Below are 22,711 nucleotides of genomic sequence, written 5' to 3'. Positions count from 1 at the left end.
GAGAACGATTTGAACTCAGCACAAGATGATCTCGAGGCGCGCCTGCGCGAACGCTTGCTATTGACGCGCCCCGTCGCGGGCGATCGCCTGATGCTGGCCGACGCCACCATGCTGGCGGCCATCGACGGCAGCCGTGTCCTGACGCCGAACGAGCGGCAGGCCCTGGCCGGGTCGCCATTGACCTTGCGCCGCTTCCGCCAATTATCGCTGGAGCGTCACGCCGCGCCTCGGCCGGCCGCCAACGATCCTGAATGGACCGGCAGCCACGGCATGCTGCGCGCCGCCTCCACGGCGGAGGCCTTGGAGGCCCTGGTCACGGATGATGGTCACTGGACTTTGCATTTCCTGCCGAGGGACGGCGGCTGGCAAGTGATTCTGAGCTTGTCGGCGGAGGCGCCGTTCGCAGCGCGCCTGTTGCGGGAGCAGCCGCAGTTGCGCGTGATCGACGGCGGCGGCGCGATCATCCTGCAAGGCCGGCTCGATGCCGACGGCGAGTGCGAGCGCGCATGGCCGTTCGCGACGGCGCCGGCATCGCACTTTCAATTATATGGGGCTGGCTTTGCCGTCGAACCGGTAGCGCCTTAGATCATGGGATTGTTCAGCCGCCGCCGCAAACCGGCCGCCGACCTCGGTGGCCTGGGCAGCACACTGATCGCGCTGAGGCTCGATGACGGGGATGTCGCGCCCGCACAGAGCACAGTGTTGATCTTCAATGCCGCCGGCCAAGCGCGCCGCGTTGCGGCGGGCAGGGTGGTGTGCGAGCAGGGCGAAACCGCGTTTTGCTTTCACCCGGGGCCGTACACGGTCGACCTGGCGCCATTCGCTGCGGCGCCGGAGTGGGGTTTGCGCCTGCGCTTCGTGGTGGATGCGGCCAATCCACGCGTGTCGCAACAGCGGTTCGATTTGTTCTTGTACAGCGAGACGGCGGGGCGTTTGACGGTGGCCGACTTCGCCGCGTCGGCGGAACTGGCCTTGCAGGCCGAGTTGGCGCAAGGGGCGCTTGACCTGCCGCCTTGCACCACGCTGGAGGAATGGCACGCGTTCCGCGCTGGCCTGAATCAGCTGATGTACACGCGCTATGGCGTGACGGTGGACGACTGCGTGCCCGTGGACCTGGGCGAGCAAATCGACTACGCCACCATGCTGCAGGTCCGCGCCCAGCAAGAGGCCGAACGCGCCCGCCCCGCCGCAACGTCCCCGTCATCCGCCGCATTGCCCGCATCGGACACCCAGACCGCATCATCCACTCCCGCGCCGACCGCCGCGCCTTCGGCCGATCAGGCGGCAGAGCAGGATGCGCGGGCCTTGCGCCGCCTGTTCCTTGAACTGCCCGCGCTGAGCACTGAACTGCGCGTGCTTGCGCTGCCCGAGGGACTGCCGATCTTCCAGACGCACCAGGCCTTGCTGCTCCGCTTCGGCATGGCGACCCTCAACGTCAACACCATGCCCGCGCTGGCATGGGCGGCCCCGGACCAGCCGCTGTCCGCCAACGATCAGGCCCGCCGCGTCGCCCAAACACTGATCGCCCAGGCGGCGCTGGACGAAGCCTGGTCCCTGCTGGCCCGCCTTCAACTGGCGGACCCACAGCAATGGCCGCAACTGCTGGACGAAGCGGACCGCATCTGCGCCAACCTGGAAACTGGGCTGTCGCTGCGCCGCCTGCCGCACCTGCCGCGCATGGAGCCGACGCTATGAGCACCATCTCCATCACCGCTGTCCCCGCCAATGCCGAATGTCGCAGCGCTTTGGCCGACGGCCGCATCGTGACCATCACCGCCAGCCGCCGCCCGCGCGCCAACCGCGCCGATGTGAAATGCAGCGCACCGAACGCACCGGAAACTGCAGAGCGCATGCAGCAAGTCGTCCGCCTTGCGCGCCACACGGAAGTCCGCCTCGACAGCCGCGACCAGGTGGTGCTCAGCATGGACATCGCACCCGGCGCCGGCGAGCGTGATTGGGAACTGGCCGCCGTGCTGGCCGACCGCATGGTGCGCGGGCTGCATCCGTTCACGCCAGACCGGCGCATCTCCGCCCAAGGCAGTTCCGACGCATGGCACCTCGGCCGCGTCAACGGCTTGGTGACCATAGCGTCCGCCGCCGACGGCCCTCAAGACGCCGGCAGCACGCTGCACATCACGCATCTGGGCGCGTTGAGCGGCCATGCCGACCTGTCGGCCGCCGTTTCCACCATCCGTACCTGGTTCCCGCTGCATAGCGGCGGCATTAACGATGCCCTGGGCTGGCTCGAAGTCAGCGTCTTCCCGCTGGAAGCTCCTGTCGCGAACGAGGAAGACAGCATCGCCGCGCCCGGCCTCGATCTCACAGCCCAACAGGAGATCCGCCAAACGCTCACGGCGGCCCGCCATTTCGACGGCAAAGGCTTGAACCGCTGGCGCACGGTGGTCCGTTTTGGCCAGCCGCGCTTCCAGGGCGGATCCTACCAACTGGCGCTGGTGATGGCGGACCGCCTGGCGCGCGGGCGGGAATTCGTCCCGCGCGGGCGCATCATCGCGACGGGCTGCTCCAGCGCCTGGCACGCCGGCCGCGTCGACACGGTGGACGGCCGCGAGCCCAAGCTGGAATTGATACTCAATCAAGTAAACAGCGGCGATCGCGTATTGCTGCCCAAGGACTGGCAGGACCAATTGCCGCCGGGGTTCGCCGCGGCAGTGCGCCAAAAGGGCGCAACCTTGGCTTGTATTGACAAAATTGGCATGATTTAAACCGTGCGCAAGAAGCAAACCGGGCGCGCCCTGCTAAAATCGGCAGATCGCGGGACGGCCCCAGGATGAATCGTAGAAGGAGTTTGTCATGTTCCAAATGTTTGGTTTTGGCGGCGTCAAATGCCCGCGTTGCGAGCACAAAAACGACGACCAGTCGGGCTACTGCAAGCACTGCGGCCTGACGCTGGGCGCGCCGCGCAGCGAACCAGTCCTGCGTGACAACCGCTGGATCCCCGGCGACAACGAGCTGGCGGTGTACTTCGGCGTGAGCACGCTGTCGGGCATCTTCACCAAGACACTGCGCGTGCCGGCCACCACCCGTGCCTACATCCTGCAAGCCGACAAGGCCACCGAAGTGCCGCAAGGCGAATATGAGATCGAGGGTTTCTTCACGCGCCTGAACCACCTGCTGCGCAACCAGAACGCCGAAATCCTCATCACCCGCAGCCTGCCGCTGCCGGTCGAGTTCTCGTTCAGCGATCTGCATACGGCCGAGCACTTGAAGATATCGGCCCGCTTCACCATCGCCATCCGCATTGAAAACGTGCCAGCCTTCGCCCAGCATTTCATGACAGTGCCGGGCGTGGTCAGCACCTTGCATCTGCATGAGCTGCTGGAACCGTCGGTGCGCCAGCTGGCGGCCGAATTCGTCGGCAGCCGCTCGATGCGCGAGATGGCCGGCAATGCCGAGCTGCGGCTGCAACTGAACGAACGCCTGCAGGCCGCGCTCAAGCTGCGTCTCGCCACTTACGGGCTGGCGGTGGACGGCGTGGAAACCGCCGCGCTGCGTCACGATAAATTCGACCATAACCGCGAACGGGTCGGCACCATGTGGCTGGTGGCGGACGAGCGCCACGTGCAGCTGGAGCACGTCAAGCAACTGGACGAAATCTACAACGAAGAAGAGTGGCAGGCCATCTGGCGCGAAGAACAGAAAATACATTCCGAGTTTCGCCGCGCCGAACTGCGCCAGGACGCCAGCATCAACAAGGCGGAACTATCGCTGAAAGAGGCCGAGCGTGTGCAGGCGATCCGCGCGCGCGAGGTGGAGCTCTACAGCCGCGTGATGGAGTCCAAGACCCGCAAGGTGGCCCTCGACAAGGGCGCGGGCACCGTGCTGGCCGATCTGGAGCACGAACTGGCCCGCAACAAGGCGCACCGCGTGGGCGAGCAGGCCGACTGGGAACATGTGCGCCATCTGGCGCAGATCCGCATGCGCACCGAGCTGGAGGTCTTGCAGCAGACCGCCGCCGAGCAACGCCAGCTGGCGCAACAGCGCCTGTCGCACCAGCTGCGCCAGCAGGCGATTGAAAGCCAGATCGCACAAGCCTTGCTGATCGAGGACGAATCCCATCGCCGCAGCGAGCTGGCCGCCTTGCGCCAGCGCGAGAAGGAAGAGAAGGCGCGCGAGCTGCAAATTGAGGCGGAGGCCCACGCGGCCCGCATTCAGGGCATGACGTTGGCCAATGCCGCGCGCCGCCGCGAGGCCGAGCGCGTGCAGGAATGGGAAGACCAGCTGGCGCTGGCGCGTCAACGCGAATTGCTGCGTGAAGATGCTGTCAAGGATGCCGCCAACGCCGTGCAGGTGGCGGAAATCAACCAGAAGATCGAGGATCTGAAGCGCACCGGCGCGCAGGCCGACGCCGTGGCCCAGTATGAAAAGCTGTTGCGCACCATCGAGGCGGACGGCGTGCATCAGCGCCAGAATCAGGCCAACGCCAAGCAGGCCATGCTGGATCAGTTGGCGGTGGACGAACAGCGCCTGATCCTCAAACAGAGGGAGCAGGAAGCCGCATGGCAGCACGAGTTGAAGAAATTCGAGCAGGAGCGCGCGGCGGCGTTCAACATCCAGCAAGCGACCCAGGATCACGAGATCCGCCGCATGGAGACCATCAACCGCCTGAGCGATATGGCGATTGCCGCGGTGGCCGCGCCATCCAACGTGGAAGCCGTGGCGCAGATCATGAAGCTGCAGATCCAGGGCGGCATGACGGCCGAGCAAATACAAGCGCTGGCGCAGGTGGTGGCCGCTGAGCATGGCGTTTCGCCGGTGGAGGCCGCGCGCATGGCGTATGAACGCGTGCTGGAAGAGCGCGCGCACCGCGACGCGGAGCTGGAAAAGGATCGCCGCTACCAGGTCGATCTGTTGAATACCCAGAATGCCGGCATTGCCCATGCACGCCGTTGCGCCAACGGCCATGCGGTGCCGGCCAGCCGCGCAAACGATAAATTCTGCGCCGAATGCGGCGCGCCTGTCACGTAGGAATGATGCAAACAGCAAGAGACAAGATCCGCGAACTGCGGGCCTTACATGATGACGGTTTGTTGAGTCTCCAGGAGTTCGACCGTCGCAAGAACGCCATCCTCGACGCGGAATACGCGCCGCCGGGAGGCAGTGCCGCGCCTGCGGCTTTGGCTCAGCGTCAGGGCACCGAGCTGGGATTGATGACCGGGCAGGAGATCGGCCCGCAAAACCGCCGCTACCGGCTGGAGCGCCTGATCGGCATGGGCGGCATGGGGCAGGTGTGGCTCGCCACCGACCTGGCCACCCACGCGGAGCTGGGCCACAGCGAGCTGGTGGCCCTGAAGATCCTGCCGCCGCAGCTGACCCAAAGCGCCACCCACGCCAAGCTGCTGATCGAAGAGGCCACGCAGGCGCGCAAGCTGGCGCATGAGAATATCGTCCGTGTGTACGAGTGGGCGCAGGATCCTGCCACGTCGAGCTACTTCATCATCATGGAGTACCTGGAAGGGCAGGACCTGGATGCCTATCTGGCCGAGCAGGGACAGCTCACGCTGGAGGCGGTGCTCAAGCTGCTGTCGCCGGTGGGCGAGGCGCTGCAATACGCTTGGGACAAGCACAAGCTGGTGCACCGCGATATCAAACCGGGCAACGTATTCCTGACCCAGCGCGGCGAGATCAAGCTGCTCGACTTCGGCATCGCCTCACGCGCGCGCAGCGCGGGTAGCAGCCTTGGCTTGCAGACGCCGAACGCCGGCACCGCCGGCTATCGCGCGCCGGAATCCGGCACGCATCAGCGCCAGCCCGCGCCCCGGCTGGACGTGTACGCGGTGGCGGTGATGATCTACCAGTTGCTGGAAGGCCGCATGCCGTTCGACGATATGCGTCCCGCGGATTTTCATCCGTCGCCGCCGCGTGGCTTGAACGAGCGCCAGTGGAGGGTGCTGCAGGACGGCTTCGCGTACCTGGCGGAGCGCCGTCCGGCATCGGTGAACGAGTTGTTGGCGGCGTTGGGCCGCGCCGCCGGTCCGACCGAGGCGGAAGTGGCGGCGCAGGCGGCACGCGAGCGCGAAGCGCGCGAACAGCAGCGCAAGCAGGAGCAGGCGGCGCAGGCCGAGAAAGCGGAGAAGGCGCGCGCGGATGAGGAAAAGCGCAAGGTGATGGTGGCCGAACTGGCTGCGCGCCGCCAAGCCGAGGCGCAGGCGGCGGCGGCCGAAAAACAGCGCCAGGAACAGCAGCGCCGCGCCCTGGAAGCGAAGCAGCGCGCCGAGGCGGAAGCCGCGGCGCAGGCGCGCAAGCAGGCATTGCGTGAGCAATTGCTGGCGCGCCGCGAAGCCGACGCCAAAAAAGCGCGCGAGGAACGCGAGGAACAGCAGCGCAAGGCCGCGCAGCTGAAGGCGGAAGTGGCGTATCGCCAGGAGCAGGAGCGGCATCGCAAGCAACAGGCGGAGCGCCACGCGGCCGAACTGGCGGCGATGACCGCCACCACGCCGGTGGCTGACGCCAATGGGGTGCTGCGAGACCGCTTCCTCGACGGGACGGGCGCGGGACCTGACCTGGTGCTGATTCCCACCGGCCGTTTCCAGATGGGCTCCCACGAACATGAGCAGGCGCAGGCGGTGAAGGCCGGCGCGCAAAAAAACTGGCTTGAGCGCGAACTGCCGCAGCGCTGGGTGGGCATTGAACATTCGTTTGCGATGGGGCGTTATCCGGTGACGGTGGGCCAGTGGCGGCGCTTCGTCAAGGATACCGGCTGGGAGTCGCAGTCCGATACCGACTGGCGCGCGCCCGGTTTCGCGCAGACCGACGAACATCCGGTGGTCGGGGTCAGCTGGATGGACGCGCAGCTTTACCTGCGCTGGCTGTCGGAGAAAACGGGGCAGGTGTACCGCCTGCCGACCGAGGCGGAGTGGGAGTACGCCTGCCGCGCGGGCACCAGGACCGCGTTCAGCTTTGGCGATACCATCAGCACCGAGCAGGCCAACTACGACGGCCACTACACCTACAACGGCGGCCAGCGCGGCGCCTACGTGCAGGGCACCACCAAGGTTGGCGCGTATCAGCCCAATCCCTGGGGCCTGTTCGACATGCACGGCAACGTGTGGGAGTGGACGCAGGACGTGGTGCACGATAACTACGTCGGCGCGCCGGTCGATGGCAGCGCGTGGGAAGAGGGCGGCGATCCGGTGCGGCGCGTGCTGCGCGGCGGCTCCTGGCTATATAACCCGCGCTATCTGCGGTCGGCGGTGCGCAATGGCTTTTCAGCCGTGCTGGCGAATGACATCGTCGGCTTCCGGGTCGCACGCAAGCTGGCATAAGGTATACTGCTGGCCTTTGAAAAGTCAGGATCACTTATGAGCGCCTTGCCCCCATGCCCTAAATGCAGTTCCGAATACACCTATGAAGATGGGGCCAACCTGGTGTGCCCCGAGTGCGCACACGAGTGGACCGCCGGCGCCGCCGAAGCGGCCGAGGAAGGCGCCCGCGTGTATCGCGATGCGGTCGGCAATGTGCTGCAGGACGGCGATACCGTCACCGTCATCAAGGACTTGAAGCTGAAGGGCGGCGGCGGTGTGGTGAAAGTCGGCACCAAGGTGAAGAACATCCGCCTGGTCGATGCCGATCACGACATCGACTGCAAGATCGATGGTTTCGGCGCCATGAGCCTGAAGACGGAGTTCGTTAAAAAGGTGGTGTGATCGTCACCGTGGCGAAGGGCGAGAGCACGCTCCAGCCCAGTGTGGCGTAGAGTCCCCGCCCGGCCTCGGTCGCCACCAGCACGCGCCGCGCGGCTTGCGATTGCTGCGCCGTTCCCAACGCCGCCATGACGGCGGCGCCCAGTCCTTGATGCTGGTGCGTTGGCGCGGTGGCGATGCGGTCGAAGATGAACACGCCCTCATGTTCCGCCGCATAGCCGCTGGCGGCGAGCGTGTCGTCCTCCGCGAAGATGCGCGCGGTCGTGACGGCGCCTTCGGTCTGCACCTGCAGCCAGTAGCCCGGCGGCAGCGATGGCACGGGATTGCGGCCCGCGTCCCTGATCATGAGATAACCGATCGGCTGCAACTGCCACTTGGGCGTGACCAGCGACTGCAGGCGCGCGCCTGTTCCGCACATCTTGATGAACACGTGCGGTTGATCGATCGATAGCGCCAGTTCGGTAATGACGGGGGATGGGCCTGCGAACACATAGCGGCGCAACTCGTCGGCGCTATTGGTCTCGAGGCGCAGTCCGCCGCGATCGGGCACGGGTTGCGGCAGATTGCGCGCAATCGAGCGCGCGCGCAGCCAGCTTTCCAGCAGTTCGGCAGTCATCTGTTTATCCATGCCGGAAGTTTACCGCAAGACGCCATGCTGCGTGTCACGAGGCCGTTAGCCGAGCCGCTCCAGCGCGAAGTCGACGAAACTGCGGACTTTGGCGGATGGCCTGGCTTCGGGGCGGCGCAGGATGTGCATGGCGCGGCTGGGCAGTTCCCATTTTGGCAGTAGACGCACCAACTCTCCGGCTTTCAGGGCCGGCTCCATCAGCACGTCCGCTTGCATGACGACGCCCATGCCGGCGATGGCCGCAATCACCAGCGAGGCGCCGGTGTTGCTGACCAGCGTGCCGCGCGCGTTGACTGCCACCTTTTCTTCGCCGCGCTGGAAGCGCCAGGTGGTGGCGCCGCCCGCGAACACCAGGCAGTTGTGCCGCTCGAGGTCCGACGGGTGTCGCGGCGTGCCGTGCTTCTTCAGATAAGCGGGGCTGGCCGCCACCAGCACGCGCCCCGGTTGCAGCGGACGGGCGATCAACGCGGTGTCGGTGATCGGTCCGGAGCGAATGGTGACGTCCACGCCTTCCTCCGCCATGTCAATCACCCGGTTGCTGAGTACCAAGTCGACGCGCACCTTGGGATAGCGCGCCGTGTAGGCCGCGATGACGGGTGTGAGGCGCTGTTCGCCGTATGTCGCCGGCGCCGAGATGCGCAAACTGCCTTGCGGTTCGGCGCGCAGGTTTTCCGCCACGTGGTCCGCCGCGTCCACGCTGGCCAGCACGTCGCGGCAGCGTTCGAGGTAGGCGGCGCCGATCTCGGTCAGGGTTTGCCGGCGTGTGCTGCGCTCGATCAGGCGCGCGCCCAGCTGCTGCTCCAGCGCCTGCACGTGTTTGCCCACCATGACCGCCGATATTTCCAGCGTCTGTGCCGCCGCCGCAAAGCTGCCCGCCGTGGCCGCGGCAACGAACACCTCCATGCTGCGTAGCTTGTCGCTCATATTCGAAACTAATTGTTAGGGGTGAGTGAAATTCTATCGCATTTATGTCTAAACGGATTGTGATGATAATGAAGTCACACAAACCACAGGAGGTCATCATGGCAGCATACGCAATCGGATACGCAACCCTGCGCAGCACGGAATGGCAGAAGGAATACGGCGCCCATATGCCGGCGCTGACCGCGAAACACGGCGGCAAGCTGGTGGCAAAGTCGCCGCCGCAGGCGATGGAGGGCGCGCCCGCGCTGCCGGAGACGATGGTGGTGATCGAATTCCCATCCGCCGAACAGGCGCAAGCCTGGTACAACGACCCCGAACATACCCGCCTCAAGGCGCTGCGCCAGTCCGGCGCCGATTTCTCGATGGTGTTGGTCGGCGCGTAGCCTTATAGTAGAAGCGCAACCCCTTCATTCGGTGTACATTGTTGGTTCTGATTCAACCGCCACAAGGAACACCGAATGACTATCAAAGCCCTGCGCGATCAATCCCTGCCGATGCGCCACATCGTCCACGTGCGCAACCACATTATCTCCACCGACGGTTCGGTGGAGGAGGGCGGCAATGACGCCGGCCCGTCCCCGCATGATCTGTACGACGCGGCGCTGAGCGCATGCAAGGCGCTGACGGTGGTGTGGTACGCCAAGCGCAAGAACATCCCGCTGGAGCACGTTGAAGTGAGCATGGAGCGCGACGCCAGCGAGGAGCGCCAGGGCATCTACCGCCTGCATGCGACCTTGCACGTCACCGGCGACCTGACCGAGGCGCAACGCGCCGAACTGCTGGCCGCCGCGCAGAAGTGCCCGATCCATAAGCTGATGACGTCCGTGACCACCGAAGTCACCACCGTGCTGGGGTAAGACCATGACGATATCCAATCTGTTGAAGGGCCATGAAAAGGATTTGGGCGGCGGTTTTGTGGTGCGCCGCTATTTGCCGTCGGCGGTCAAACAGGCCGTTGGCCCGTTCATTTTCTTCGACCATTTCGGCCCTGTGGATGTGCCGGCCGACGCCGATCACGATGTGCGCCCGCATCCGCATATCGGCCTGGCGACGGTGACTTACTTGTTTGAAGGCGCGATGGATCACCGCGACAGCCTGGGCACTTTCCAGCGCATCGAACCGGGCGCGATCAACTGGATGACGGCCGGCCGCGGCATCGTCCACTCGGAGCGCACGCCTAAGGATCTGGTCGGCGTGCCGCACCGCACGCACGGTCTGCAATTGTGGGCGGCGCTGCCGGTGGCGCACGAGGAAACGGAGCCGGGCTTCTGCCACACGCCGTCCAGCGCGATTCCGGAATTGACGGTGGATGGCGCAGATATCCGTGTGCTGATTGGCTCCGCTTTCGGCCAGACCTCGCCGGTGCAGACTTACAGCCAGACGCTGTACCTGGACATCGCCCTCAAGCCGGGCCATGAACTGGCGCTGAACGGTTTGCCGGCGGAGGCGGCGATCTATCCGATCAGCGGTCAGCTGGAAGTGGATGGCGCCGCGCTGGAGTTGCATAACATGGCATTGCTGAATACCGCCGACACGCGCCGCGTCAAGGCCAACACTGAGGCGCGTTTCGTCGTCATCGGCGGCGAGCCGCTGGACGGCCATCGTTTCATGTCGTGGAACTTCGTCTCGTCGAGCAAGGAGCGCATTGTGCAGGCAGGCGAGGATTGGGAGGCGCAGCGCTTCCCTAAAGTGCCTGGTGAAACGGAGTGGATTCCTCTGCCAGCCAGAAAGACCTGATCCCGTCGTTCCCGCGCAGGCGGGAACCCATGCTGAGCAGACCAGGTACGCGACGTATGGATTCCCGCCTGCGCGGGAATGACGGTCGTCAGGCGGTGGACATGGCGTTCGCCGCCACGGTGCTGACCATGTCGCTGCCGCCGGTGCGGATGATCCAGTGTTCCGGATAGGGATCGCTGGCGAAGCGGGTGTGGCGCGGCACGCGGCTCAGCTTATCCAGCGAGACGGTCGGCGCCAGCGCGGTTTCCTTGCCGGTCAGCTGATCGAGATGCCAGAAACCGCCGCCGCGATGGAACAGCAGCGGCAGCGCGGCCGCATGCGGCGCGGCGGCGAACGATTTGACCGGGTAGCCGGGATGGGTTTCCGGCGCCAGCAGATAGAAGCTTTCGGCATTGGCGCCGTGGTCCACACGGTGCAGGATCACGCCGTGCGGCATGATGGCCGATACCGACAGCGTCACGATCCCCTTGATGCTGGCGCTGAATTCAATCCGCATGCCCAGCCGCAGCGCGGTCGGCTTGTGCTTGCCCGGCCAGACGCCATCCAGCAGGATGCCGTAGCGCGAGACGTCTTCAATTTCAAACCCCAGGCCGGAGCGGCGGATGATGGCGTGGCGGCCGGACAGGCGGCGTGTGAGGCCGTTGGTGTCCTGGCCATCGGCCGTGTAGTGGGTCAGCAGCACGTCCGCTTCCGGATCGACCAGCTCAAAGCGGCCGATCACGCAGTCGTCCATGGCGAACAGGCGAATCTGTCGCTGCGCGCCGGCTTCCGGCGCCGCGTTCACCAGCGAGGCGGCGGCGCTGGGGTGCGGATGCAGCGCGGCCGCTTGCGGCATGTCGATTTCGATCAGGTCCTCGTCCCAGGCGATGGTGGAGAAGCCCAGGTCCACCTTGCCGGCCGGCGCGTTCAGGTCCAGGTGCGCGATGCCGGCGTTGCGGGCGGTGACGTCGATATCGAGACTGTCGCCGCCTTGCGCGCTGACGCGGGCGATGGAGGCGTCGTCCGCCATCACGCGCACGTTCTTGTGGGTGCTGAGGAAGATGCGGTGGATCTCGGTCAGCGTGGCGTCCAGCCGCGGCACCAGGATCACGAAGGTGCACACCCATTTGCGCGCGGCCATGCCGGCGTGTTGGCTCAGCAGCTCGATGCTGATCTGGTACTGGCCGTGCTCCTTGCCGCGCGAGGAAAACTCGACGAACACCGGACGCCATTCGCCATCCACGGCGCGCACGAATTGCTGGCGCGAGGCGCCGTGCGGGATCAGGTCCGATTGCAATTGCAGCGTCAGTTGCGGCGCGCACGCCTCGGGCATGCCGCGCAGTTCCATCTTCAGCGTCTGGCGGCCGCCGGCGGCGCGCGGGTCGAAGCCACTGATGTGCAGTTGCGGACGTTCCGCCTGCGCGCGTTGCAGCGGGCGGGCGTAGTGGCTGGCGGCTTGGGTTTCGGCGGCAGGGACGGCATCCAGCGCCGTGGCCGGGGAGGCGGCACGGGAAGTGCGCAAAGCAGTCAACAGGTCGAAGCTGGAAGGCGTTGCTTGGGCGTGGCCGCCTTCGCAATTTTGCTCTCCCGGCAAGACCCAATAAGTGCAGTGCGGGTGCTGGGCATTACTGCATTTTTTCATGACAAACCGACCGATGGGATACCTGTCAGTTTATGCGGTTTTCACTCTGTTTGGCAAACTTCGCAACCATTTTTGCGACGGCTCTGTGCACATTTCAAAAATGCGACGGAATTGCTGCTGTTGGTAGTGCTGTTTCGTCAACATTTCCGCTATTTTCCGGCGCGCGGAAGCGGATCACGATGGCGCTCAGGTTGTCGATGTGGAGTTGCGGCGGCGGGTTGTGGGCATAGTCGTTGAACAGGGCGTCGAGCGCGGCGCCGGCGCTGGGCTGGTCCAGCAATGCCGGCCAACGCGCGATCCACGCCAGCGGACGGGCGCACGACCAGAAGCCGTCGGTGGCCAACAGGTAGGTGGCGCCGGCCTGCGGCGTGATGGCGCGGCGGTCGGCCAAGTGCCGCAGGAACGGTGGCAGGTTGGCCCCGTCCAGCGGCAGCAGGCCATCGTCCAGGATTTGCGGATTGACGAAGGCGTTGCCGAGGATGTAGGCCTGCGAGATTTGCGCCCGATGCTCGCCGTGTACCTGTTGCCACCATTCGTCCTCGCCCAGCAGGCCGTGCATGGCGAACGCGGTGGCGGGGACATGGTCCACCGTCAGCGCTTGCGTGGCATGGGGCGTGATTTCGTACAGCCGCGAGTCGCCGGCGTGGAACAGCATCGGCGGTTGGCCCGGCGGGATTTCCAGCAGCGTGAGCGTGGTGCCGGGGCGGCGGAAGGTGTCGTGGTCGTCCGGGCGGCTGAAGCGCGCCTGCAATTGATGGTGCAGCAGGTCGAGGTGGGCGTTGAGTTGTTCCTGCGTGCTGCAGGCGGGGATTTGCAGCAGGCCGGTGGCCACGGCTTCGGCGGCCTGGCGCCCGTGTCCGTGGCCGCCCATGCCGTCGAGGACCGCGACGCGCACGTGGCCGTGCGGCCAATCGCCCAGCGTGGTGGTCCGCGGCGACTGGTTGCGCAGCAGGACCGCGCGGCCTTCGGCGTCGATGATCAGCAGGTTGTCCTGGTTCTCCGGCACTTGCAGTTTGCTGATGCTGGCGGCGCTGCGGGCCGCGATGTCCAGTACAGGGCCGAAGTTGAGTTGGTCGGTGATGCGGGTCATCGGTGCGGGCGCTGGCGCGCGGGATGCGAAAGGCCACAGCTTAGCTGAAAAAACGCCGGCGGCGGTGGTCATTCGCTGCTCCGGCGCAGCCACAGGCTGCTGGCCCATCCGGTTTGTTCGCGGCCCTCGATGGTGGCCTGGATTTGCCACCAGTCGCCATTGCGTTCGCCGGTGGAGGTGACGCTGGCGCCGGCCGGCACCACGCCGACGCGCGCGGCATGCACACCGGGCGCGGCACGCAGATTCAGGTCGCGGTGGACGCGGAACGCGCGGCCGGCGGTGCTTGTGCCATCGATGGTTGTTGCGCTGACCAGAACGGCGGGGGCGGACGAGGGCGTGACGGGGCTGGCGTGGGCGGCGGTGGCGCCATGGGTGGCGTATAAAATCAGGCTGCCGAAGCCCCACGCGCCGGCCATCATGATGAACAGCGCGCGCGCGTTGGGACGCCGCCACCAGCCGCGCGGCGTCAGGTAGGCCGCCAGGAACAGCGTGATGATCAGGCCTGCGGCGAAGGCCGCGACGGCGTGGAGTTTGACGGCGTCCATGGCGGCTCAGACCTCGAAGCGCAGCACATAGTGGCCCGCCGCCAGGTGGTGGCCGTGCGGCAGCAGGTAGGGCGCCGCGCCCACCGTGGCGACGAATTGCAGTTGCTCGTCCAGGTGATAGAGCGCCTGCGTTTCGCTCAGGCGGCCGATGGTGTAACCTTTGGCGCCGGCTTCAAAGCTGAAGGCGTTGCGCGACAGGCCGATGCGGTCCGCGCTGGCCGCATGCGCGCCATCGGCGCGCTTGAGGAAGCGCGGCGAATCGAGCAGGCGCAAGGCAGACAGCATCGGTGAATTGCGGCCGAAGGTGAAGCGCGCGCCGCTGGCGACGCCGGTGCTGACCGGCTGGGCGAGGCAGACGATGGCGCGATAGCGGTCGGCCATTTCGGGGGCTGCCGGCAGCAGGCGCAGCGCGCGTGTATCCACCGGCGCGAAGCTGGCGGGGGCCTCGATGCGTTGCCGGCCCTCGGCGGTGCAGGCGTACAGATTGTCGGCCGCGTCGACCATCAGGCTGATTGCCGGCTGGGCGTCGGCCGATAGCGCGAGGGCGTTGTTGAACGGGAGTTCCAGCGCCTGCGCGCCGGTGTCGCGGTAGCGGCTGAGGCGCGGCAGGGCCAGCGCCACCAGGCTGACGCGTTGCTGCGCGATCGGCGCGTAGGTGGCGTCGCTCTCGCCGGGGCGATTGGCTGGCTTGTGGCTGGCGGCCGCCGGCACGGCGGTCAGGTCGATCGGCGCGGCCCCGGTGCGCGCACTGGCAGGCGTGACGGCGGCGCCGGCCCGGCTTTGCCAAACGGCCGGACGACTGGAGGCGCTGCCGGAGGCCGCCGGCGCAATCCCGGTACGCGCGATTTTCAGCAGCAGCCGCTGGCCGCCTTGCGGCTCGCGGCGCGATTTGATGGTGTGGTAGCCGCTGCGCGGATCGTACTGGCAATCGAAGGCGTCCTTGGGGCGCATCTGCACCACGGGTGGGGCGTCCGGGCCGTCGTTCAGTATCAGCACGGCGGCGTCCGGGCCGAAGGGCCAGCCCTGCGCCACCGCGCTGGCCTCGCCGCCCTGGCCGCCGATCAGCGCCAGACGCTGGTTGGGATAGATCGGGCATACCGGGTGCCAGATGGCGCTGTCGCGCGACACGCTGACGTTGTAGAGGATTTGCTCATCGGGTGCGGGCAGGTACACCGCGTGGCCGAACTTGACCTCGATCTCGCCGGGGGCCAGGTCGGCATGGCCGACCACGTCGTAGCGGACCTGGTCGCTGCCGAGCAGGTCGCCGAAGTCCTTCTGGTGCAAGGCGGCCAGCGTTTGCGCGAGGTCGCGCGCGCGGGCGCCGCGGGTGAGGTGATAGTCGTCGTCGACGTCTTCCTGCGGCAGCATCAGCGTCACGTGCGAGAAGCAGCGCGTGGCGGCGCGGCCGCGATGCTCGCGCGGGCTGCGTTCCAGCAGGTCGCGCAGCAGCGGACGGCGGGAGAACAAGGCCAGGCCGGGCGTTTGCCAGATGGCCTCGGCGTTGAACACGTCCGGAATGCGTCCCAGGACGGCGTGTTGGACATAGGTCGGCATGATTCAGACTCCTTCGGAAGATATCGCACTGAAGGTAAGCAGGGGGCACAGGAAAAACAGCAGGTGGCTGCCGCCGGCCGACAGAAAACTCATCGGCTGTCCCATGATGGGGAAGATCGCCAGGTTGGTGCCCCACGAAAGCAGGAAATGCCCCAGCACGAACGCGCCGCCGCCGCACAGGGCGAAGTAGCGGAAGCGCCCCAGCCAGGCCTGGCGGAAGTTGCGCGCCGCCGCGCCGTGGCGATAGGCGCGCAGGGCGCACAGCAGGAGCCCGATCAGAAACGCCGCCTGCACCGCCCACAGCAGCAGCCCGCCCAGCAGGCCGTGACGGTTGAGGAAGAACGAGGCCGCGAAGTCGTCCTGCACGGCGGGGATCCGCACCACTTCGCCGGCAACTTGGCCGAGGGTGCGCAGGCCGAGCCAGTGGTCGGCGCCGAACCAGCCGCCGTCGCCGATGGCGCGCGCGCCCAGCAGCAATTGTTGGCCGGTGTGCGGGTGCTCGGCGGGATTGAGCCAGACCAGGAAGCGGTCGGCGTAGAAGCCCCAGCGTATCAGGTCATCGGTGCCGGCCAGACGCAGGTAGATCACGCCGCCGGCGGCCAGCATGGCGCCGCCGAGCAGGAACGCGGCCAGCGGACGGTTGCGAGCGGCGACGGCGTAGGCCAGGCCCATGCCGGTGCTCCACACCAGCAGCAGGATCAATGGCGAGAAGTCGTCCACCTGCACCAGCGCGAGGCCGAGCAGGGCCAGGAACAGCAGCGCGGGGGCGATCAGCCGCAGCCAGCGGGCGCCGTGGTCGGCCAGCCGCTGCGGCCCGTTATGCCAGTTGAAGCGCAGGGCCAGGCAGTGGGCGGCCAGGGCGGTCAGGGCGAGTTTGGCCAGCTCCACCGGTTGCAGGTCGAAGACGCCGGTTTCATCGCCCCACAGCACTTGCGCGGCCAGCGCGGCCAGCGCGGCGGCGGCGAACAGCGCCAGTATCCATTCGATGGTGCGTTGTTGCAGCTGGCCGCCGCGCGCGGCATGATGGTGCGCCCATGTGCGCAGCAATGCCCCCAGCCCGGCGCCGATGGCCAGCATGGCGGCGGACTTCTGGTAGTAGCGCAGCCAGGACGATTCCAGCGCGCCGAGCCCCAGTTCCAGCTGCGCCAGCAGGCCGGCGGCCAGCAGGATGGCGCCGGTCGCTGTCGCCAGCGTCAGGCGGCGCGGGCCAGGCTCCGGCAGCGCAAGCCAGAGCAGCAGCGCGCCGGCGCCGAGCAGCAGCGAACAGGCGGCGCTTGGCGGATAGCCGGTGCGCTGCGCCACCAGCGCGGTCACGCCCGCCGCCAGCATGCCCGCGGACGCCAGTCCCGCCGCCGCTTCCGCCAGCCGCGCCGCGCGGGCCGACGGGATGAGGGCGGCGACGCCCACGCACACGAGCGAGAGTGCAAGGACCGCGAGCACCGTGCCGGTCGGGCCGCCGCTGAACAGCGCGCGCTGTTGCCACTCCCAGCGAATGTGCTCCGGCAGCTTCAGTTCCGGTTCGCTGTATAGCGTGACGTGACGGCCGGGATGCAGCGTCAATTGTTCGCCGTTGATGGACAGCTGCAGTCGCGTGCGGCCGATCATGATCGCGTTCACGCCGTCCAGGGCCGCCTCCTGCTTGCGCAAGTCGGCCTGTTCCACCAGCACGGCGGCGCGGTCGCCATCGGGATTGCCGGCCGAGAGTTGCAGGCGTCCGTCGATCCGCGCCACCTGGGCGGCGCCCGGCGTTACCTGCGCGAGTCCCAGCCGGTTGTCGCAATACAGGTTGCCGCCAAAGCTCAGCGGACGTGCGATCGTCAGCGGCTGCGGCATGACGCGGTTCCACGCCGCCAGCAGCTTGCCCGAGATCCGCGCATCCGGGCAGCTGGCTTGCTGCCGCCCGTCGCGATACAGCACCGCGCCGTCATAGCGCCATTCGCGGCCGTCGCGGGTGAAGCGCACGCTGCGCGCGTCGGCGGCGCGCATGTCGAATACGGCGCCATCGATCTGGAACCGCCGCACCCCTTGCAGATCGGCGCTGCCAAGGCGTTGCTCGTGCGTGTCGCGCAGCAGCACCGCCGGCCGGGAGGCGCTCAGGTTACGCAGGAACCAGCGGCCTTCGGCGTTGCGGCGCAGTGACAGGTGGTTGCGGTCCGTTTGCGGCGCGGCCAGTTCGCGCTGCCCCAGCGTGACGACGTTGCCGGCGGCGAGGTTGACGGTGATGGCGGAGGGCAGCCATGCGGCCGGCGCGCGCAACAGCGCCAGTGCCTGCAAGCCGCTGAGGACCGCCAGCAAGGCGAGCGTGCACGCCATGCCGCTGTGACGCAGCGCGGCCCTTCGGCCCGCCCGCAGCAGGCTTGCCAGCCCCTCGGCCAGGTTTGCGGTGAGGCTGCCGGCGGGATGCGGCGCAACGCGGGAGGCGGAGGTACGCATCATGCCGCCTGCATGGTTTGCCAGCCATTGATGGCGGAAGGCCGGCGCATCGCCAGCACCGGATCGGCGGCGTCGAACGTGCCGCGCGCCGTCTTCACGCCCTGGACCGCGTTCAGCATGCGGCTGATCTGGAGCGCGTGGCGCGGCCGCCGCGCTGGATCGATTTGCAGCAGGGCGCGCAGCAGCTCCAGCGCGGCATCGCGCTTGTCGGCGGGGAGGGTGGCGGCAAAGCGTTGTTCCTCCTCCGGTTGCAGCGCGGCCGGAATCTCGCCGCCATTCCGGCCGCGCAGCAGATCCGCCCCCGCCACATGATGTTCGCGATAGGCCTGGCCGCACTCGCTGCAAAAACGCAGCGGCGCGCCTGTCACCAGAAAGTACAGCAACGCGCCCAGCGAGAAGTAATCGCTGCGCGCGCCGGTGGCATAGGCGCCGTCGCCGGCCGGGAAGAACTGCTCCGGCGCCTGCCAGTTGGCGGTGCCGGCGTACGAGTGTGGCTGCAGGCTGTCCAACGCGCGGTTGGTGCCGAAATCGGCCAGCTTGACGGTGTTCAGATGGGCATCCAGCAGCACGTTGGCCGGCTTCAGGTCCAGATAGCGCCAACCATATTGATGCACCTTGGCCAGCGCCTGATTGAGCTGGGCGATCCAGCCCAGCGCCTGCGCCAGCGGCAGGGGCTCGCCGCGTCCCTTGAGCGCCGCCATGTGCCTGCCCAGGTCGGAGCTCATCAATTCCAGCGCCAGAACGGGCAGGCCCTGGTGCCAGCCGCTGTCCAGCAGGCGCACGATGTGGCGCTCGTCCCATGGCTCCAGCGACCGCAGGAACGCGATCTCGTTATCGGCGGCGGCGATCCAGCGCTCGCGCTGGGCGGGCAGGGCGCGCGCCATCTGTTCCCGATTGATTAACTTGATGGCCACGTCGCGCGTGGCCTGCGGCCCGCTGGCACGCCAGATAATGCCGTAGGCCGATCCGCCGATCTGCTCGCGCAGCCGGTAGTGGCCCAGTTCCAAAGCGATGATTGCGTCTGCTGTCGTCATGATTCCCCCCGTCGCGGATGCCTAGCGGAGGGACGAAAAAAAGCCCCGGAAAATCCGGGGCTGGTGGCCGGGAGATTAACGATCCCAGCGATCGTGGTGGTAGTGGCGGCGCTCCCAGCGCTCTTCGCGGTAGTACGGGCGGGCCGGCTCAACGTAGACCACGCGTGGAGGCGGTTGGTAGTAGCGTACCGGCGGCGCGTAGTACACTGGCGCCGGGCGCTCGTAGTACACCGGTGCGGGCTGGGTGTAGACGCGGGTTTCGACGTAGCCGCGGTCACGGCCGCGATAATAGCGGTCGTCCGAGGTGCGGATGCTGTTGCCCACGGCCGCGCCAACCAGGCCGCCGACGATGGCGCCATCGCGGCCGCCGGCGCTGTTGCCGATGGCGGCACCGACCACAGCCCCGGCCACCGTGTTGAAATCACGGTCGCCTGCGTATGCCGACGACGATACCGCTGCTACGGTCAGTAACGCTACACCCAATAATTTTTTGCTCAACATGGTAATCCCCTTGCTGTGGCCTGAACCGGAATGATTCGCTAGCCAGTGACTCCACTATAAATCCCTGAAAAATTATTGCCACGTCTTATACACATGCTTACAAACCGGCTCGCGCGGTAATGCCTTGTAACAATTAGAGACGTTCTCGCTCCCACTCCGGCCGCAGCAGGCTGAACACCGTCACGTCCCTGTACTGGCCGTTGATGAAGAAGGATTGGCGCAACGTGCCTTCGGCCTGGAAGCCGCATTTTTGCGCGATCCGCACCGAGGCCACGTTCTCCGGCGCCGTCAGCAGCTCCAGCCGATGGTAAGGGTGGACATTGAACAGGTAATCGACCAGCAGGCGGCACGCTTCCGTTACATATCCGCGCCCCGCCAGCTTCCGGTCGAACAGCCGGTAGCCGATTTCACGCGCCACCGGCGTGCGGGTTTTGAAATGGGTGATCACCCCCACCACGTGGTGCAGCGCGTCCTCGATCACGAACAGTTCGCTGTCCTCGCTGACAAAACCGTGCTGCATGAACTCCTTGCGCATGGTTTCGGGCGATTTGAAGTGGCTGGAGAAATAGTCGCCGCGTGAGGGCAGGTCGTTGACCAGGGCGATGAAGGTGTTCAGATCGGCGGTCACCAGATGACGAACGGTGCAGAGTTGACCCTTGAGCATAGGCGCTTTCTTCAGGCAGATGAAGTTTCATGGTAGTGCAACTCCGATAGCAAATCAATATGGATGACAAGTTCATCACGATCGGTTATCGTTTCCTGCTACCCACTCTTTATCTCTACAGGAATCGCATGAAATCCGTCCTCCAGAAATCCCTTTCGCTGACCGTGCTGGCCACAAGCCTGCTGTGTGTCGGCGCCAGCGCCGCCCCCAACGACCCTGCCACGCTGAACCAGATCCGCGACAACGCGATGAAGAGTGATTGGGCCTACGAGCGCCTGGCCGACCTGACCGACCTGGTCGGCCCGCGCCTGTCCGGTTCCCCCGGCGCGGCGGCGGCGGTGGAGCAGGTGGCGGAAGCCATGCGCAAGCTGGGCGCCAAGGTGACGCTGCAGCCGGTCAAGGTGCCGCACTGGGTGCGCGGCGCCGAGTCGGCCGAACTGGTGGAGTACACGGGCCGTCCGGCCGGCATCACGCAGAAGGTGGTGCTGACCGCGCTGGGCGGCTCGGGCGCCACGCCGGCCGCCGGCCTGACCGCGCCGGTGCTCATCGTGCGCAGTTTCGATGAATTGAAGGCCAAGGCGGCGCAGGTCAAGGGCAGCATCGTGCTGTTCGACGTGGCGTTCGACCAGGAAATGGCCGATCGCGGCCACGCCGGGCCGGCCTATGGCCGCGGCGCCGGCTTCCGTTTCGCCGGTCCCAAGCTGGCGGCGGACATGGGCGCGGCGGCGGCGCTGGTGCGCTCGGTCGGCGGCGCCAACTACCGCATCCCGCACACCGGCGCCACCGGCGTGGTGGAGGGCGCGCGCATTCCCGCCGGCGCCGTGACGGCCGAGGATGCGATGCTGATGAGCCGCCTGTCGGCGCGCGGCCCGCTGAAAATGCGCCTGACCCTGACGCCGCAAAACCTGCCCGAAGTCGACAGCTACAACGTGATCGCCGACCTGCCGGGCACCGACAAGGCGGACGAGGTGGTGATCGTCTCCGGCCACCTCGATTCCTGGGACCTGGCCACCGGCGCGCACGACGACGGCACCGGCGTGGCCGGCGCGATGGCGGTGATCGATACGCTGAAAAAACTGAACCTCAAGCCGCGCCGCACCATCCGCGTGATCGCCTGGATGAACGAGGAAAACGGCACCCGTGGCGGCAAGGCTTACTTTGACGCCAACAAGGACAAGCTGGACAAGCACTTCGCCGCGATCGAATCCGACAGCGGCGGCGGTCGTCCGTTTGGCTTTATCGGCAGCGTGACGCCTCCGATGGTGAAGTATTTCGCGCCGCTGAAGGCCGCGCTGGAGCCGATCGGCGCCGGCATCTTCGAGCGTCACGACATCGCCGGCGCGGCCGACACCGGTCCGCTGGAGCGCGCCGGCGTGCCGGTGTTCGAGCCGCTGGTCGATTCGAGCGCGTACTTCAATTATCACCATACGCCGGCCGACACCTTGGACAAGGTCAATCCGCTGGAGCTGAAGCGCCACGTGGCGGTGATGACCGCGCTGACCTGGTACCTGGCCAATATGGAGGAGAACATCGGCCGCGTGCCTCCGCAGCAGGAGTGAAGCGGACGGCGGCCGGACGGTATTGGTGCTATGCTGAAAGCATGAGTAAGGAGGGCATCATGAGCAAGCTTCATTACAAAGGCTGGGCCATCATTCCGACCGCGCTGCCGACCGCCGACCATCAATGGAGCGCGAGCTGCGACCTGGCTCGCGTGACCGCGCATGGCGAAGAGATCTTCGAAGGCGCCACCATGCAATTCGTGCGTCCGACCGAGGACGAGGCGCTTCATGCCGCCTGCGCCGAGGCACAGGTGCAGATCGATAACATCATCGCCAACCCGACCATCAGGATGGCTTGAGCGGCAGGGTGCGGCCGCCCTAATTGAGGAAGGTCTTGGCAGCCATTGCCGCGAGGGCCAATATGACGGTAATCTGGCTGCCGATCATCCATCGGGTGAAACTTTGCAGGTCGTTGCGCAGGTTCTCTGTGGCGCCTTCCATCCGGTCCAGACGTCCGTCCACTTGGTCGAATTGCTTGCTCACGTGGTCGAAGCGCTGCGCGATATCCTCTCGCATTTCCATGAACCGCCGGTCGGTGTTTTCCTGCATTTCTGTGAAGCGACGGTCCACGTCGGCGCGGAATTCAATGATGCGGCGCTCCATATACTGCTCGCTCAGTTCGGTCGCGATGCGATTGAATCGGCTGTGCATTTCGTTCTCCAGCGCAGCGAGCGCGGCGGTATTGCGGCCGGTGGCTGCTTCAAGTTGAGCTACGCGCTCCTCCATCATGAAATCGTCCTCCTGTCGAGCTGTCCTGGCA

General features: G+C 66.6%; 22 protein-coding genes. 11 read left to right on the top strand and 11 right to left on the bottom strand.

Going from position 1 to position 22,711, the window contains the following annotated elements:
- Nucleotides 1-9: 9 nt before the first annotated feature.
- From FHW83_RS22200 to FHW83_RS22175, 6 genes are all read left to right on the top strand, one after another.
- Nucleotides 10-585 (top strand): hypothetical protein, encoded by a 576-nt coding sequence (locus tag FHW83_RS22200; RefSeq protein WP_308936764.1) that lies wholly within the window; start codon nucleotides 10-12, stop codon nucleotides 583-585.
- A 3-nt stretch (nucleotides 586-588) separates the two neighbouring features.
- Entirely contained in the window at nucleotides 589-1,695 is a 1,107-nt protein-coding gene (locus tag FHW83_RS22195) for a hypothetical protein (RefSeq protein WP_176648529.1), read from the top strand.
- Nucleotides 1,692-2,723, top strand: coding sequence for a hypothetical protein (locus FHW83_RS22190; protein WP_176648528.1), 1,032 nt, complete (start codon nucleotides 1,692-1,694; stop codon nucleotides 2,721-2,723). Before FHW83_RS22195 ends, FHW83_RS22190 begins: the two co-directional genes overlap by 4 nt.
- An 88-nt stretch (nucleotides 2,724-2,811) precedes the next feature.
- Complete coding sequence (locus FHW83_RS22185; RefSeq protein ID WP_176648527.1) at nucleotides 2,812-4,986, top strand: hypothetical protein; 2,175 nt, start codon at nucleotides 2,812-2,814, stop codon at nucleotides 4,984-4,986.
- Nucleotides 4,987-4,988: 2 nt separating this feature from the next.
- The gene (locus tag FHW83_RS22180; RefSeq protein ID WP_176648526.1) at nucleotides 4,989-7,283 is read left to right on the top strand and encodes an SUMF1/EgtB/PvdO family nonheme iron enzyme; all 2,295 of its coding nucleotides are present in this window, start codon (nucleotides 4,989-4,991) and stop codon (nucleotides 7,281-7,283) included.
- A gap of 36 nt (nucleotides 7,284-7,319) precedes the next feature.
- On the top strand, nucleotides 7,320-7,664 hold the full coding sequence (locus FHW83_RS22175) for a zinc ribbon domain-containing protein YjdM (protein WP_176648525.1): 345 nt from the start codon (nucleotides 7,320-7,322) through the stop codon (nucleotides 7,662-7,664).
- Here FHW83_RS22175 and FHW83_RS22170 read toward each other — a convergent pair.
- Both FHW83_RS22170 and FHW83_RS22165 read right to left on the bottom strand, forming a co-directional pair.
- Entirely contained in the window at nucleotides 7,648-8,277 is a 630-nt protein-coding gene (locus FHW83_RS22170) for a GNAT family N-acetyltransferase (RefSeq protein WP_176648524.1), read from the bottom strand. The genes FHW83_RS22175 and FHW83_RS22170 overlap by 17 nt on opposite strands.
- Nucleotides 8,278-8,334: 57 nt before the next feature.
- Nucleotides 8,335-9,213: a LysR substrate-binding domain-containing protein gene (locus FHW83_RS22165; protein ID WP_176648523.1), complete on the bottom strand. Its 879-nt coding sequence runs from the start codon at nucleotides 9,211-9,213 to the stop codon at nucleotides 8,335-8,337.
- Nucleotides 9,214-9,311: 98 nt separating this feature from the next.
- Here FHW83_RS22165 and FHW83_RS22160 point away from each other — a divergent pair, with 98 nt between their 5' ends.
- The 3 genes from FHW83_RS22160 to FHW83_RS22150 all read left to right on the top strand — a co-directional run bounded on the left by FHW83_RS22160 (nucleotide 9,312) and on the right by FHW83_RS22150 (nucleotide 10,950).
- Nucleotides 9,312-9,596 (top strand): DUF1330 domain-containing protein, encoded by a 285-nt coding sequence (locus FHW83_RS22160; protein ID WP_176648522.1) that lies wholly within the window; start codon nucleotides 9,312-9,314, stop codon nucleotides 9,594-9,596.
- Nucleotides 9,597-9,671: 75 nt separating this feature from the next.
- Nucleotides 9,672-10,070, top strand: a complete 399-nt coding sequence (locus tag FHW83_RS22155) for an OsmC family protein (RefSeq protein ID WP_176648521.1) — start codon at nucleotides 9,672-9,674, stop codon at nucleotides 10,068-10,070.
- 4 nt (nucleotides 10,071-10,074) lie between these two features.
- Nucleotides 10,075-10,950: a pirin family protein gene (locus FHW83_RS22150; RefSeq protein ID WP_176648520.1), complete on the top strand. Its 876-nt coding sequence runs from the start codon at nucleotides 10,075-10,077 to the stop codon at nucleotides 10,948-10,950.
- 88 nt (nucleotides 10,951-11,038) lie between these two features.
- On the opposite strand, the gene FHW83_RS22145 is transcribed toward FHW83_RS22150, so the two are convergent.
- From FHW83_RS22145 to FHW83_RS22110, 8 genes are all read right to left on the bottom strand, one after another.
- Nucleotides 11,039-12,451, bottom strand: a complete 1,413-nt coding sequence (locus FHW83_RS22145; RefSeq protein WP_229224304.1) for an FHA domain-containing protein — start codon at nucleotides 12,449-12,451, stop codon at nucleotides 11,039-11,041.
- 214 nt (nucleotides 12,452-12,665) lie between these two features.
- A complete protein-coding gene (locus FHW83_RS22140; RefSeq protein WP_229224303.1) occupies nucleotides 12,666-13,733 on the bottom strand; it encodes a PP2C family serine/threonine-protein phosphatase in 1,068 nt (355 codons plus the stop codon).
- Complete coding sequence (locus FHW83_RS22135) at nucleotides 13,730-14,206, bottom strand: SH3 domain-containing protein (protein WP_176648518.1); 477 nt, start codon at nucleotides 14,204-14,206, stop codon at nucleotides 13,730-13,732. Before FHW83_RS22135 ends, FHW83_RS22140 begins: the two co-directional genes overlap by 4 nt.
- 6 nt (nucleotides 14,207-14,212) lie before the next feature.
- Nucleotides 14,213-15,760 (bottom strand): hypothetical protein, encoded by a 1,548-nt coding sequence (locus FHW83_RS22130; RefSeq protein ID WP_176648517.1) that lies wholly within the window; start codon nucleotides 15,758-15,760, stop codon nucleotides 14,213-14,215.
- Nucleotides 15,761-15,763: 3 nt separating this feature from the next.
- Nucleotides 15,764-18,196, bottom strand: a complete 2,433-nt coding sequence (locus FHW83_RS22125) for an FtsW/RodA/SpoVE family cell cycle protein (RefSeq protein WP_229224302.1) — start codon at nucleotides 18,194-18,196, stop codon at nucleotides 15,764-15,766.
- Nucleotides 18,193-19,227, bottom strand: coding sequence for a serine/threonine-protein kinase (locus FHW83_RS22120; RefSeq protein ID WP_176648516.1), 1,035 nt, complete (start codon nucleotides 19,225-19,227; stop codon nucleotides 18,193-18,195). The genes FHW83_RS22125 and FHW83_RS22120 overlap by 4 nt, the downstream gene beginning before the upstream one ends.
- 75 nt (nucleotides 19,228-19,302) lie before the next feature.
- Nucleotides 19,303-19,728: a glycine zipper domain-containing protein gene (locus tag FHW83_RS22115; RefSeq protein WP_176648515.1), complete on the bottom strand. Its 426-nt coding sequence runs from the start codon at nucleotides 19,726-19,728 to the stop codon at nucleotides 19,303-19,305.
- Between the two features lie 133 nt (nucleotides 19,729-19,861).
- Nucleotides 19,862-20,392 (bottom strand): GNAT family N-acetyltransferase, encoded by a 531-nt coding sequence (locus FHW83_RS22110; protein ID WP_176648514.1) that lies wholly within the window; start codon nucleotides 20,390-20,392, stop codon nucleotides 19,862-19,864.
- Between the two features lie 128 nt (nucleotides 20,393-20,520).
- Here FHW83_RS22110 and FHW83_RS22105 point away from each other — a divergent pair, with 128 nt between their 5' ends.
- Nucleotides 20,521-21,951, top strand: coding sequence for a M20/M25/M40 family metallo-hydrolase (locus FHW83_RS22105; protein ID WP_176648513.1), 1,431 nt, complete (start codon nucleotides 20,521-20,523; stop codon nucleotides 21,949-21,951).
- 59 nt (nucleotides 21,952-22,010) lie between these two features.
- Nucleotides 22,011-22,250, top strand: a complete 240-nt coding sequence (locus FHW83_RS22100) for a hypothetical protein (RefSeq protein WP_176648512.1) — start codon at nucleotides 22,011-22,013, stop codon at nucleotides 22,248-22,250.
- Between the two features lie 19 nt (nucleotides 22,251-22,269).
- On the opposite strand, the gene FHW83_RS22095 is transcribed toward FHW83_RS22100, so the two are convergent.
- Nucleotides 22,270-22,680: a hypothetical protein gene (locus tag FHW83_RS22095; RefSeq protein WP_176648511.1), complete on the bottom strand. Its 411-nt coding sequence runs from the start codon at nucleotides 22,678-22,680 to the stop codon at nucleotides 22,270-22,272.
- Nucleotides 22,681-22,711: the final 31 nt, after the last annotated feature.

Origin of the sequence: Duganella sp. SG902, from assembly GCF_013376005.1 — a bacterium.
Classification (GTDB): Bacteria; Pseudomonadota; Gammaproteobacteria; order Burkholderiales; family Burkholderiaceae_D; genus Rugamonas.
This window is presented reverse-complemented; position numbering and strand designations above follow the sequence as displayed.

Excerpts from the sequence above, each read along its gene's own strand:
- FHW83_RS22195 (WP_176648529.1), top strand. The coding sequence starts at position 589 with ATGGGATTGTTCAGCCGCCGCCGCAAACCGGCCGCCGACCTCGGTGGC.
- FHW83_RS22190 (WP_176648528.1), top strand. The coding sequence starts at position 1,692 with ATGAGCACCATCTCCATCACCGCTGTCCCCGCCAATGCCGAATGTCGC.
- FHW83_RS22185 (WP_176648527.1), top strand. The coding sequence starts at position 2,812 with ATGTTCCAAATGTTTGGTTTTGGCGGCGTCAAATGCCCGCGTTGCGAG.
- FHW83_RS22180 (WP_176648526.1), top strand. The coding sequence starts at position 4,989 with ATGATGCAAACAGCAAGAGACAAGATCCGCGAACTGCGGGCCTTACAT.
- FHW83_RS22175 (WP_176648525.1), top strand. The coding sequence starts at position 7,320 with ATGAGCGCCTTGCCCCCATGCCCTAAATGCAGTTCCGAATACACCTAT.
- FHW83_RS22170 (WP_176648524.1), bottom strand. The coding sequence starts at position 8,277 with ATGACTGCCGAACTGCTGGAAAGCTGGCTGCGCGCGCGCTCGATTGCG.
- FHW83_RS22165 (WP_176648523.1), bottom strand. The coding sequence starts at position 9,213 with ATGAGCGACAAGCTACGCAGCATGGAGGTGTTCGTTGCCGCGGCCACG.
- FHW83_RS22160 (WP_176648522.1), top strand. The coding sequence starts at position 9,312 with ATGGCAGCATACGCAATCGGATACGCAACCCTGCGCAGCACGGAATGG.
- FHW83_RS22155 (WP_176648521.1), top strand. The coding sequence starts at position 9,672 with ATGACTATCAAAGCCCTGCGCGATCAATCCCTGCCGATGCGCCACATC.
- FHW83_RS22150 (WP_176648520.1), top strand. The coding sequence starts at position 10,075 with ATGACGATATCCAATCTGTTGAAGGGCCATGAAAAGGATTTGGGCGGC.
- FHW83_RS22140 (WP_229224303.1), bottom strand. The coding sequence starts at position 13,733 with ATGACCACCGCCGCCGGCGTTTTTTCAGCTAAGCTGTGGCCTTTCGCA.
- FHW83_RS22135 (WP_176648518.1), bottom strand. The coding sequence starts at position 14,206 with ATGGACGCCGTCAAACTCCACGCCGTCGCGGCCTTCGCCGCAGGCCTG.
- FHW83_RS22130 (WP_176648517.1), bottom strand. The coding sequence starts at position 15,760 with ATGCCGACCTATGTCCAACACGCCGTCCTGGGACGCATTCCGGACGTG.
- FHW83_RS22125 (WP_229224302.1), bottom strand. The coding sequence starts at position 18,196 with ATGATGCGTACCTCCGCCTCCCGCGTTGCGCCGCATCCCGCCGGCAGC.
- FHW83_RS22120 (WP_176648516.1), bottom strand. The coding sequence starts at position 19,227 with ATGACGACAGCAGACGCAATCATCGCTTTGGAACTGGGCCACTACCGG.
- FHW83_RS22115 (WP_176648515.1), bottom strand. The coding sequence starts at position 19,728 with ATGTTGAGCAAAAAATTATTGGGTGTAGCGTTACTGACCGTAGCAGCG.
- FHW83_RS22110 (WP_176648514.1), bottom strand. The coding sequence starts at position 20,392 with ATGCTCAAGGGTCAACTCTGCACCGTTCGTCATCTGGTGACCGCCGAT.
- FHW83_RS22105 (WP_176648513.1), top strand. The coding sequence starts at position 20,521 with ATGAAATCCGTCCTCCAGAAATCCCTTTCGCTGACCGTGCTGGCCACA.
- FHW83_RS22100 (WP_176648512.1), top strand. The coding sequence starts at position 22,011 with ATGAGCAAGCTTCATTACAAAGGCTGGGCCATCATTCCGACCGCGCTG.
- FHW83_RS22095 (WP_176648511.1), bottom strand. The coding sequence starts at position 22,680 with ATGATGGAGGAGCGCGTAGCTCAACTTGAAGCAGCCACCGGCCGCAAT.